The organism is Pseudoalteromonas sp. GB43 (assembly GCF_054923805.1).
Genome location: NZ_JBPCHJ010000002.1, coordinates 476,313 through 488,267 on the forward strand (window position 1 = coordinate 476,313; position 11,955 = coordinate 488,267).

The window sequence follows — 11,955 nt, forward strand, 5'->3', positions numbered from 1 at the left end:
ATTTCAACTAAGTAATATTAAATTGGGTATACCTCGGTGAATTAAATATTTATATATTGAGACCCTATAACAAATAATAACTTTTCTGTTAGTGAAGTTAAAATTTCAGAATTTGATATTGATTAAAGGGAATTAACAGGGTAACAAATGAAAATAGAAAGAATTTACAAATCTAAGTTTGAAAGTATACCTCTTGACGAATGGCTAGAATCTCCAAAGAGAAGAATGAAAAAAATTCCTACAAATATAATAAAGCGAAGAGATAATTTGTTAAGCTTTTCAAATTTATATATTAGTTTTTCACGTTGGCTCACTTGGGAAGTCCAAACCAATGAAATAGAAAAAGAGTCTGCATCAGGTTTACGCTATGCATCTAAAATGTACGCGGCTTTTTTGAAGCTCGCAGAGTATCCCGAGCAAGACTTTACGTTTAGATTTTCGATTTACCTGCAGTGACTTGGAACGGTAGAGGTATGCTCGAAGCGGGTTATGCAAACCCCGAGGAGTGGCTTGATGCCTATTTTTTAGCTGTGATCACGCGCGATTCTGAAAGTATGGATAGCTTAGCGAACTTCCCCGTTGAAATTATGAAACAAAGTGCCACAAAAGCATAATTGTTTCATATAAGTTAGTCGAAGTATTTCAAGCTTTCCATCACAGGCAAGATAATTATCCATCGTTACTCAACCAGTGTATGAAAATGGCAGTAGATCAAGGTAACGATTGGGCATTAGGCATAGCAATGGGGTATTTAGAAACGTTTGCAGCACTCACCACCGACATTGGGTTTGACTTCAATGAAACGCTTGCAAAAAATGTTCAGCTACAAGAAAAATATTGGATAAATGCAAGTGGTCCAGACACTGTCCCGGTTGAATCATTTTTACCTCTTCAACTGTTGGGCATGGCATGTATGTGGCGAGATATGGGTAATACTGTAACGGTTGAAAGTGATTCACTACCTCTCTTTTTAATCGAAGGAACCTATTTTTAATATTCACTTATAAGCTTTAAAAGTAACGACTTAAAAACCTAAAAACTAGGCACGTATTAAATAAATACTTAGGTGTATGATGAAACAATTGATTATTAGCATTTGTTTGATTTTTACTTTTTCTTGTACTGACGCTTTAAGTGATGATGACAAAACGTATGTTAGCCTTGATGTTATTGAGATGAATGTAGAAAGGGTCAATGACAATTTGTTTCGTTGGCTTAAGTTTCATCCTGATAGCGAGTTCCCTTGTTTAAGACTAGAGATTTTAGAAGCGGGTAGTAATGCGCTTATCAAACGAAAGAATATTTGTAACGTGTATGATGAAGAGTTAAAAGTGACACATGATTTTAAAAAGTTAACATTTTTAGATATTTACAATCTGAATGTTAATTCACAAACTCTGACATTTGACTTAGAACTCTCTTTGTTGAGTCAGAATGTAGTTAATATGAATTGTTTAATTAAGATTGAAAATACAGATTTTTCTCCACTTGAGTGTCACCGCTTAAAGGTGGAGAAATAGCCAGCGGCTGGATTGATGCTAGCTGCTATAAGAATACGTAAAAAACCTTACAAGTTCGTAGTTGAGCACAAGGTTGTTTACGAGATAGATACCGTAAATTTAAAGGTTTAACTTGAAGGTTAATTATGGAGATAAGAGTAATTTTTATGGGCTGTATGCGAGGAATGAAAATGATTCGAACAAGTGAAATCGTGCTGTATTTAATCTAAAGCCAACAGGTGAATTCAATATTGATTTTTCATGGGGTCAAGAATTGGCAGATGAAATAGAGCGACTGAATGATGAATAAATTTTTCGATAACTTTTACAACTTCAAGGGATTTGGTCCCGCGATAAAAGCGACAATGCCAACACAAGAGACACTTGATTTTTTTAAAGGCAAACTTCCTGAGCGTTTGTTGGAATACTGGCAAGAATATGGTTTTTGTGGCTGGGGTGATGGCATTCTCTGGCTAGTAAATCCAGAAGATTACCATGATATTTTACAAACTTGGCTTGAAGATACTGAGTTTGCAGAACGAGAAAAAGCCGGTATTGATAATTATTATGTGATAGGTCGAAGCTCTTTTGGAAAGCTCATTGTTTGGGGGAAGACATCTGGTCAAAGTATTACCATTAATCCAAGTTTTGGTATGATTTTCCCTACTGATGGCACTTCGGACTTAAATGAGGATGGAGAAGATTTAACGGTAGATTTATTTTTTGCTATTATGCGAAAGGATGCATTAGAGCAACAAGACATTAACGAAAAGCCTTTGTTTGAGCAAGCACTTAATAAACTTGGCATGTTAGAAGCTGATGAAATGTATGCATTCGTTCCTGCGTTGGCTCTTGGTGGTGTAAATAAGCTTGAAAATTTGCAGAAAGTAAAAGCGATTGAGCATTTGAATTTTCTAGTTGAATTGGGCGAGAAACGCATAATGGCTGATATTGTCGCTATGTCTAATGAACTACATAAGAAGTAACGCTGTAGCGATTAATCATTTCAACTAAGTAATATTAAATTGAGTATCACCTTGGTGAATTAAACAAGCTATTTCATCGAGTGCTAATGACATTAAATATTTATATATTGGGGCCCTATAACAAATAATAACTCTTCTGTTAGTGAAGTTAAAATTTCAGAATTTGATATTGATTAAAGGGAATTAATAGGATGACAAATGAAAATTGAAAGAATTTACAAACTCGCGAATTCAACCCCGAAGTGCACCACTCGCTAAATTAGGCCGCATTGCGTAATTCGTTAAACACAACGACAGGCTGTTTGTAACCTAGGCACTTTCTAGGTCTGGCGTTTAGCGCACGTTCTATATCGGCCACCTGCTTATCCGTTACCGTTCTTAAATCCGTGCCTTTGCGTATGTACTGGCGCAGTAAACCGTTGAAGTTTTCATTCAATCCGCGCTCCCATGAGGAATACGGATTCGCAAAATAAATATCAGTGTTGAGCTTATCTGCAACTAGCTCGTGGTCACAGAACTCGCTGCCATTATCAGCGGTTATCGTATGCACATGACGGCGATATCGCCACAGCATGCCTATCATGGCTCTGCTTACGTCTGCCGCGCTCTTTGCTGGCACTTTACGTATTAAATAAAGCTTGCTTTGGCGTTCAACTAGGCTGACTATGGCACCCGTTCCATGCTTACCCAGTACGGTATCAGCTTCCCAGTCACCGAACCGTCTTTTCTTGTCAACAATCGCTGGGCGGTGCTCAATGCCCACTCGGTTCGGGATAATGACACGCTTCGCACGACGACCTTTGCGATATCGTCGATGGCCTTGTCGTAAGTGCCTAAACAACTTGCCGCCACTCAATTTATCCCGTTGCACATAACCGTAAATCCATGCATGACTCACTGAAAGCCCAATAATCCGGTTTCACGCCTGCAATTTGCTCGGGACTCCACTTTTGTTTTAATCCGAACTCAACAAAGGTGATGGTCAGCTTAGATAGACACGACTTTGCGGCTTGAACGCGCCTTTTGAGTGTCTTTGCCTGGGCGACTTCGGGTAGATAGTGATTTTCCCGGATCCTATTTCGTCTGATTTCTCGGCTAATGGTGCTATGACTGACTTTCAGGCGTTTGCCTATCTCACGATAACTAAAGCCCTCGCGTAAGTAGGCTTCTATCTGGTATCTTTGTCCTGCGATCAACTGCTTGTAACTCATGGTAAATGCTTCTGTTTGTTTGGCGACGATAGAGTACCACCAACAGGCAGTTGATTCCTTCTCACCGTTTAACCATGAGTGGTGCACTTATTATCTGAATTCGGGCCTAAGTTTGAAAAAATACCTCTCAAAAGACGTTTAAAGAGATTAAATCAAGCGTTTGAGGAAATAAGCGAAGATGTTGAAATTAGAAGAGACAATTTATTAGCAATATCAAAAGATATGATATCTCTTTCTCGTTGGCTTACTTGGGAAGTCCAAACCAATGAAATAGAAAAAGAGTCTGCATCAGGTTTACGCTATGCATCTAAAATGTACGCGGCTTTTTTGAAGCTCGCAGAGCATCCAGAGCAAGACATTACGTTTAAGATATTCGATTTACCTGAAGTGACTTGGAACGGTAAAGGTATGCTCGAAGCAGGTTATGCGGAACCAGAAGAGTGGCTTGATGCCTATTTTTTAGCGGTGATCACGCGTGATTTCGAAAGTATGGATAGCTTATCAAGCTTCCCCGTTGAAATTATGAAACAAAGTGCCACAAAAGCAGGGCCTGTCTCATATAAGTTAGTCGAAGTATTTCAAGCTTTCCATCACAGGCAAGATAATTATCCATCGTTACTCAACCAGTGTATGAAAATGGCAGTAGATCAAGGTAACGATTGGGCACTGGGCATAGCAATGGGGTATTTAGAAACGTTTGCAGCACTTACCACCGACATTGGGTTCGACTTCAATGAAACGCTTGCAAAAAATGTTCAGCTACAAGAAAAATATTGGATAAATGCAAGTGATCCAGACACTGTCCCGGTTGAATCATTTTTACCTCTTCAACTGTTGGGCATGGCATGTATGTGGCGAGATATGGGTAATACAGTAACGGTTGAAAGTGATTCACTACCTCGCTTTTTAATCGAAGGAACCTATTTTTAATATTCACTTATAAGCTTTAAAAGTAACGACTTAAAAACCTAAAAACAAACAAGCACGCATTTCAAATGATGAGTGTTTGACTACATTTAACCGTAGTTGGTTTGCGCAGCTTTTTACGCCAGCTGCGAATGCCCTTTTGACTCATAAAAATGCAAGGTCGAAACTTTTACACCACTGCGTTTTGCCACAAAGCCAACCGCTAGGTTTGCATCAATAAGTTTTTTATCTGACATAATTTGCTCCAAGGTGTTGACCTAAAGTTAGCTTGAGGTTTTACGCTGCACACATCATAAAAAAGGAGTGATAGTCATGCAACAAAAAACAACAACAAATACGGTAATTATTTATTCAAGTGCACGAAAAACGGGTAACACAAGCTTACAAGTTAATGATTATAAAGCCCAATATGGCGGTGATCTGGTATGTCTAGATGACTATGTTATCTCGCCTTATTGCTACGATAAGCAATATAAAAATGATGATTTTTATGCGGTATTTGAAGCGCTGTTGAATTATCAACACTGGGTACTGGCATCGCCAGTGTATTGGTATAACACCACACCGCAGTTTAAAGCATTTTTAGACCGGATCACTGATTACATGGATGATGAAACTCTCAGGTTCAAAACTGAGAACACTGCGTGAAAAGCAGTTTTCATTGCTCTCAAATGCAGGAGCTGCTCAGGCACCTAACGCGTTTATCGAGATGTTTAAAAACACCTTTAATTACTTAGGCATGACCTTTAAAGCGCACCAACATATTGATGCTAGTTAAACGGGTTTAAACAAGGTAGGCTAGAGTAAAAAACAACAGGAACTTTTATGAAATCAACACTGTTAGGTTTATCTTTAGCCTTATTATCTTCGTTTAGTTATGCAGAGCAAGCTGAGCCTGCTATCAAAGGTTTTGGTTTTTATTATGATGTGTCAAACCATGCACCAATCTCTGATCAAACGGTTTTCAAAGTGGCATTTGATGTAGCTGATGCGGCAGAAAAAGGGGCGCAGAATAACAAAATGAACTCATTAGCACGGTTTATTAATATGCATATAGCCCATGGTGTGAAGCCTGAGAACATTCAACTTGCTTTAGTTGTGCATGGTGGCGCAAGTGTTGATGTACTGGAAAACAGTTTTTATAAACAGCGCTTTGCCAGTGACAATAAAAATCAGCAATTGATCACTCAATTGTTAGCGCATAATACCGTTGTTTATGTGTGTGGACAGTCTGCAACGCACATGAAGGTAAAACAGCAACAGCTTATTCCTGGTGTGCAAATGGCGTTATCGGCAATGACCGCGCATGCTCAGTTGCAGCAGCAAGGTTACACACTGAATCCATTCTAATGAATATCTTATGTTTTGGTGATTCAAACACCTATGGTATTTCGCCCGTCGATGGTAAACGCTTTGCAGCCGATGAGCGCTGGCGTTTAGTTTACTGGGTATTAAATTAGGTGCCGGCTACCAAGTGATTGAAGCTGGCCAGCCCAATCGTACACTGGTGAACGACCCACCTTTTAGTGGTGATAAACTGGGCATTAAATACCTAGAGCCTTACCTAGCGGCTTATCATTTAGATGTGATTGTTATTCAGCTCGGCACGAATGATTTAAAGCGCCGTTTTGCGCTGTCGGTTGTTGATATTGCCAACGCACTAGAAGCACTTATTTTAGATATAAAAAACTATTATCGGCACCGTGAATTACCCAAAATAATAATTTTGAGCCCGCCAGCGGTGTATGAGGTTGGCGCGTATAAATCTATTTATGCAGGAGCGAATGCTAAATGTGGTGAGCTAAAGCTAGCTTTTTCTGAAGTGTGTGCGAAGCAGCAGGCTTTGTTTCTAGATTCAACTTCTTTAGCCACTCCTTGCCTGCAAGAGGGGGTGCATTTAACCTTTGAATCGCATAAGTCTATAGCAGATCACGTGTTGCGCTTAATAGTCAAATAAAAAAGCCACAGGTTGTAAAACACTGTGGCTTGGGTATTGATTGACTTACAACCAAGGGATTTTAGGAGAGTTTAAAACTCATAACTTACGCTTAAACGCGTGGTGCGAGGCATAATATAACGGCCATTTGGTGCATCAGCATTACGAGGATCACCTTCGGTAATGCCTTGTTCATCAGTTAAGTTATCAATAGCTAACTGTATTTTAATACCTTCCATAGGCTCAACAATTAAACCTAGGTCAACTTTTTCATAGCCTTCTAATGTAACAGTATTTTCGTTGTCGCCCCAACGATCATCAACTGCTGAAATTGTGCCGTATAGAGTTGCATACATGCCGCTGACTTCAAAGTCATAGCTCGGTGTAACACGTACTTGCCATTTTGGCTGACGTTGGCTTTCGTTGCCTTCGTTGGTCGGGCTTTCTGTGATTCTCAGTTTCTTGCAGTGTTGAGTTTAAGTTAACTGAGAAACCAGATTCGTGGTTATAGTTATAATCAAGCTCAATACCGTATGCTTCATTTGTTAAAATTTCAGCAGGGGCGCCTGGACGACGAACAAAAGTGTCACCTTTTACTTCATTCGTGAATAAAGTGGCATAAAAATCAGTACTATCGGTCAAAAGCTTGTAACCGAATTCAGCCTGTGTCACTTCTTTGATTAACTTTTCGCCGCCTTGGTAAGCGCCGTAGTTATCACGAAAATCATCGAAATAAGGCATTTTATAACCACGGTTAACACGTGCAAATACACCCATATCATCATTAATTGAGTAGTTAATACCTGTTGTCCATGATGTTTTGCTTTCATCGTACTGGATAGATTTAGTAATAACACCATCTAGGCCTTCATCTACAGTGTATTCTACTTCGTGATTTTCAAAACGAATACCTGCATCAAGTGTGAATGCATCATTGATTTTATACTGAGCTGTTGAGTAAAACGCATTGGTGCGTGCATCACCTGTCGAGTTAATATCGTAGTTCCATGCACAACCTTCAGTACTTGCATTACACTCAATGTCATTTAACATCTCACCGCCTGCTTCAAGTACATGATAAGCAGCGTTTCCTAAGCTCCACCAGTCGTTTGCAGATGTGCTTGCTGTGTAATAACCGAATGCGGCAGACAGGTCACCAAAGTCTTTAGAAAAGGCAAGATCATTAGTGAATGAACTAATTTCTTTTAATACAACCCAACGACCAAGTTGTTGTACTGGTGTATCTGCATCATAAACAGTGCCTGTTGCTGCACCTGCTGCGGTTTCACCATTAGTTGCTACTTCACCCAATGTTGTTGCAGAGCCTGCTGGAACAAGGCCGTAGGTATTTGCATCACCTTTAGTAAAGTTAAAGCGATCTACAAACTGCCAGCCATTATCAAATTCAAGCTTGATGCTACCGCCAGACACATGACCTTTCCAACCGCGCCCTTCACCTAAGTCAATTTGATGTTCATCATTGTTAGGGCCAGTATATATAGTTGCTTGACGATTTAGAGTGCCAAGTTGTGTGTAGCCAGCATCAATACCTTCAACATTTAAAGGCGTAGGTAAGTACCACGCACCGTGATCATCGGTATGACGGCTGTATAAGTTGATGGTGCCATTGTCTAGCACCTTTGTAAGGTTAATCGTAAATTGATTGCCTTTTTCTGAGGTAAAACCTGCGTCACGAATACCAGGTGAACTCTTAACGTAACCACCTACCATGTAGTAAAAATCTTCAGAAATTTCACCACTTACCATCGCATCAATACGTTGTAGGTCATAATCAGATGTTGTGTACTTAAAAATAGCTTCGGTATCTTCGCTACCGCGCTTTAAGCGGAAGTTTGTTGTTAAACCGGGCTGACCGTTTGAAACAACTGGGTTAGGGCCACCGCGAAGTGCTTCCATTGTCTCAATTGTTTCATCAAGACGGAAAATAGAAGAGTTTTCTAAAAATGAGAGCGTCGGAGCAGGGTAGATAGGAGAGCCATCAATGCTAATTGTTAAAAATGGTGCATCACCACCACCCGGAAAGCCACGTACAAATACGTTCGCGCCTGATTCACCACCAGAGCTTTCTACCCAAACACCAGGTACAGCTTTAAACAAGTCCGCGGTGCTTTTAGGTGAAAGTTTAACAATTTGGTCAGCATCAATATTCGTCACGGCATAACCGGCGTCAATTTTGCGAACACCTACACCACCTGGTGTACCAGATACAATAATGCGTTCTACTTTTTCTTCTGCTGCCTGTTGTGTCTGCTCTTCAGCAAAAGCAGTTTGGCCTGACATTGCTAAAAGAATTGCGGATGCAATTGCAGTTCGTGTGTGTTTTGTTGCCATAGTTTTTTCCCACTAATCTGTTGTTAAGTACACTGCATAACAAGATTTTAAAAAATTGTTAATGCTTTGCCTATTTAAACCATAGAAGTTTATGCAAACGTTTGCAAACAATTTTGTAACTGTTTTTCACAATTTTCTTGGTTTCTTCCAGTTAACTTGGTTTTGTTATTGATTTTTAATAAAAAATTTTAAGCAGTTGTTTGTTTAAAAAAATGCTATATTGTTATCCCAGTTTAAGGATTACTGTGTTACTGCCATGAACGATAAAAAATTAAAATTAGTTGATTCTTGCTAAATTAGCAGGTGTATCTACCTCGACAGTGTCAAGAGCACTTAATGATAACCCTTTGATTAAACTAGAAACTAGGCAGAAGCTTCAGCGTTTAGCGAAGAAACACAACTTTAGTCTGAATACTGCTGCAAGCCGTCTTCGAACGCAAAAAACCAATGTGATTGCTGTGATGATCAATCTTGATGGTGACACAGAACAATCAATTAATGACCCTTTTTTACTGAAACTTGTTGGCGAAATTAACCTTGCACTGAATAAGCATGGCCTCGAACTGTTACTTTCTAACTCATTTATGGCAAGTGATGATTGGGTCAATTATTTCATCAACAGCCGTCGGGCTGATGGTTTGATTGTTGTCGGACAAGGTAAAAGCCAGGCGAATATTGAGGCAGCTGCAAATGCGGGTGTTCCATTGGTTGTTTGGGGAGATCCAAAAACAGAAAGTAATTACCCTATAGTTGGTAGTGATAATTACTTGGGATGTTCGTTTAGCCACTGAACGCTTACTTGAGCACGGTGCAAAAAATGTGTTGTTTTTGGGCGATCCTGCTCACGCTGAAATTGGTGAACGCTACAGAGGCTACTTAGATGCAGTTTCAAAGGCAAAAGCCACGCCAAATGTACTGTCTATCGATATCACGAGTAAAGCTGCCTATCAGGGTATAAATCAGTTACTGGTAGATAAGGGGCTTTGTTTCGATGGGATTATGGCATGCAGTGATATGGTCGCTCTTGGCGCTATGAAGGCCCTTAAAGAACGCTACATCAGTATACCAAATGATGTTGGTCTTATCGGATTTGATGACATTTCTATGGCTGATATTAGTCATCCATCACTTTCAACTATTAAGCAAAATACCCAGCGCGCCTCTATTATTTTGGTTGAAAAACTACTTGCACAACTCGCAGGCCAAAAAGTTAACTCCCAAGTTGTTGAAATTGAAATGATAAATCGACAATCTAGCAAATAGAGTTCGGTTTTTTGTGAATAAATTGTGTATTTTGTTATTGCAAACGTTTGCAAAAGAAATTCCACTCAACTAGACTGAGTAAAAATTACTTTCGGTATAGTTAAATGGCTTCATTAAGAATTACCATAGCGTTAGCAAGCAGCTATTTTGTATTTGCAATTATGCTCAATAGTGTAGGCACTGTTATTTTACAAGCAATTAATAGCTTGGATGTTAGCAAGACGGATGCCTCTGTTTTAGAGGGATTTAAGGATTTGAGCATTGCCATTATGTCTTTTTTAGTCGCTTCATTCATTCCAAGAATCGGCTACAAAATCGCGATGCTCTGTGCATTATTGTTAGTGTCGGCTCTTTGTTTATTGGTACCAAGCATTGCTGAATTTTGGGTGCTAAAAGCATTATTTGCTGCAATTGGTTGTAGCTTCGCTGTAGTGAAAATTTCTGTTTACTCAATTATTGGTCAACTTTCTGATAACGCGAACAAACATTCGTCTTTGCTAAACACTATTGAAGGGGTGTTTATGCTTGGGGTGTTATCGGGTTACTGGATCTTTGCATTATTCATCGATGCTAATAACCCCCAAAGTAATGAATGGTTGAATGTATATTACATGCTAGCAGCGATCGTCTTAGTGACTACCTTTACTGTTTTAACAGCGCCTATTAAATCTCCTGAGTTACATAACCAGAAACAGTCACAAGTAGACGCTTTCTTAGATATGCTGAAATTAACATACCAACCCTTAGTGCTTATTTTTGTAGTTAGTGCTTTTTTATACGTTTTAATTGAACAAGGAGTGGGTACCTGGCTGCCTACCTTTAACAATCAAGTTTTAAAACTCCCCGTTGATGTCAGTATTCAGCTCGCTAGTTTATTTGCTGCAGCGTTAGCGCTTGGCCGTTTGGTTGCTGGGCAAGTACTTAGGTTTATTAGTTGGTTCAAGATGTTATTGACTTGCCTGATTACAATGGGGCTGTTGATTTTACTTGTTTTACCTCTTACTCATGATGTTGATGGCAGCCAAGTAAAAAATATTTTTGATGTGCCTTTTGCGGCATATATGTTGCCTCTAGTCGGTTTTTTTATGGCACCTATTTACCCTTTACTCAACTCAGTCATGCTGAGTTCTTTAGAAAAGCATAAACATGCTGCGATGACTGGCTTAATCGTTGTTTTCTCGGCTTTAGGGGGCACCACGGGTTCAATAATTACGGGCTTTGTGTTCGATAAGTTTAGTGGCCAGCACGCCTTTTATTTAACTTTGCTGCCAATAGTCCTGTTGTTAGTAAGTGTTTCGGCGTTTAAAAAAGCGACGCTTGTTTTAGAAAATGGTCTGACACGTCAGGCAATTAAGGAATGATTATGAACTTTGTTAATAGCCAGCTATTTAAAGATGTGCAAATGGCAGAAATTTTTGCTGATTCTAAAACATTTGCAGATGCAGTCCCCAATTTATCTTGGCAGAGTGCGAGTGAGTTATACCAATTAGTAGGTCCTTTGCAAGGTGAAAAGCTTCGTGAGTTTGTTATGTCGCACTTTTCATTCGCCAACCAAGCTATACCAATGGCGAAACTCAATACGACATCGGTAAACCAGTATATACTCGATCTATGGCCGCACCTGCATCGCAGTGCCGATAGTGATTTATCAAGCTCTTTGATGCCTCTACAGTTTGACTACATTGTTCCTGGTGGACGTTTTCAAGAAATTTACTACTGGGATAGTTACTTTACAGCATTAGGCGTTTGAGGACATAGGCGACCTGGCAACCATTGAAGCC

General features: G+C 39.5%; 10 protein-coding genes and 5 pseudogenes. 12 read left to right on the plus strand and 3 right to left on the minus strand.

What is annotated here, in order from left to right:
* Positions 1-147: 147 nt before the first annotated feature.
* The 5 genes from ACRWSG_RS19565 to ACRWSG_RS19585 all read left to right on the plus strand — a co-directional run bounded on the left by ACRWSG_RS19565 (position 148) and on the right by ACRWSG_RS19585 (position 2,485).
* Positions 148-456, plus strand: coding sequence for a hypothetical protein (locus ACRWSG_RS19565; RefSeq protein ID WP_462167289.1), 309 nt, complete (start codon positions 148-150; stop codon positions 454-456).
* Positions 457-473: 17 nt separating this feature from the next.
* Positions 474-614 (plus strand): Imm49 family immunity protein, encoded by a 141-nt coding sequence (locus tag ACRWSG_RS19570; protein ID WP_462167291.1) that lies wholly within the window; start codon positions 474-476, stop codon positions 612-614.
* Positions 614-994: an immunity 49 family protein gene (locus ACRWSG_RS19575; protein ID WP_462167547.1), complete on the plus strand. Its 381-nt coding sequence runs from the start codon at positions 614-616 to the stop codon at positions 992-994. The genes ACRWSG_RS19570 and ACRWSG_RS19575 overlap by 1 nt, the downstream gene beginning before the upstream one ends.
* Before the next feature lie 76 nt (positions 995-1,070).
* Positions 1,071-1,520: a hypothetical protein gene (locus ACRWSG_RS19580; protein ID WP_462167293.1), complete on the plus strand. Its 450-nt coding sequence runs from the start codon at positions 1,071-1,073 to the stop codon at positions 1,518-1,520.
* A gap of 278 nt (positions 1,521-1,798) precedes the next feature.
* Positions 1,799-2,485 (plus strand): GAD-like domain-containing protein, encoded by a 687-nt coding sequence (locus ACRWSG_RS19585; RefSeq protein ID WP_462167294.1) that lies wholly within the window; start codon positions 1,799-1,801, stop codon positions 2,483-2,485.
* A 259-nt stretch (positions 2,486-2,744) separates the two neighbouring features.
* Here the strand turns inward: ACRWSG_RS19585 and ACRWSG_RS19590 are convergent.
* Positions 2,745-3,696: pseudogene (locus ACRWSG_RS19590) on the minus strand (IS30 family transposase).
* Positions 3,697-3,918: 222 nt separating this feature from the next.
* Here ACRWSG_RS19590 and ACRWSG_RS19595 point away from each other — a divergent pair.
* A complete protein-coding gene (locus tag ACRWSG_RS19595) occupies positions 3,919-4,626 on the plus strand; it encodes an immunity 49 family protein (RefSeq protein WP_462167295.1) in 708 nt (235 codons plus the stop codon).
* A 70-nt stretch (positions 4,627-4,696) separates the two neighbouring features.
* Here the strand turns inward: ACRWSG_RS19595 and ACRWSG_RS19600 are convergent.
* Positions 4,697-4,859: pseudogene (locus ACRWSG_RS19600) on the minus strand (MerR family DNA-binding transcriptional regulator); the annotation flags it as partial.
* 76 nt (positions 4,860-4,935) lie between these two features.
* Here ACRWSG_RS19600 and ACRWSG_RS19605 point away from each other — a divergent pair.
* The 3 genes and pseudogenes from ACRWSG_RS19605 to ACRWSG_RS19615 all read left to right on the plus strand — a co-directional run bounded on the left by ACRWSG_RS19605 (position 4,936) and on the right by ACRWSG_RS19615 (position 6,580).
* A pseudogene (locus ACRWSG_RS19605) lies at positions 4,936-5,401 on the plus strand (flavodoxin family protein).
* A gap of 47 nt (positions 5,402-5,448) precedes the next feature.
* Complete coding sequence (locus tag ACRWSG_RS19610) at positions 5,449-5,973, plus strand: DsrE family protein (protein ID WP_462167296.1); 525 nt, start codon at positions 5,449-5,451, stop codon at positions 5,971-5,973.
* A gap of 124 nt (positions 5,974-6,097) precedes the next feature.
* Complete coding sequence (locus ACRWSG_RS19615) at positions 6,098-6,580, plus strand: GDSL-type esterase/lipase family protein (RefSeq protein WP_462167297.1); 483 nt, start codon at positions 6,098-6,100, stop codon at positions 6,578-6,580.
* 71 nt (positions 6,581-6,651) lie between these two features.
* Here the strand turns inward: ACRWSG_RS19615 and ACRWSG_RS19620 are convergent.
* Positions 6,652-8,911 (minus strand): annotated as a pseudogene (locus ACRWSG_RS19620) (TonB-dependent receptor).
* A gap of 256 nt (positions 8,912-9,167) precedes the next feature.
* Between ACRWSG_RS19620 and ACRWSG_RS19625 the strand changes: the two are divergent.
* The 3 genes and pseudogenes from ACRWSG_RS19625 to ACRWSG_RS19635 all read left to right on the plus strand — a co-directional run bounded on the left by ACRWSG_RS19625 (position 9,168) and on the right by ACRWSG_RS19635 (position 11,924).
* Positions 9,168-10,174: pseudogene (locus ACRWSG_RS19625) on the plus strand (LacI family DNA-binding transcriptional regulator).
* A 104-nt stretch (positions 10,175-10,278) separates the two neighbouring features.
* Positions 10,279-11,535, plus strand: coding sequence for an MFS transporter (locus ACRWSG_RS19630; protein ID WP_054554017.1), 1,257 nt, complete (start codon positions 10,279-10,281; stop codon positions 11,533-11,535).
* Between the two features lie 2 nt (positions 11,536-11,537).
* On the plus strand, positions 11,538-11,924 hold the full coding sequence (locus ACRWSG_RS19635) for a trehalase family glycosidase (protein ID WP_462167298.1): 387 nt from the start codon (positions 11,538-11,540) through the stop codon (positions 11,922-11,924).
* Positions 11,925-11,955: the final 31 nt, after the last annotated feature.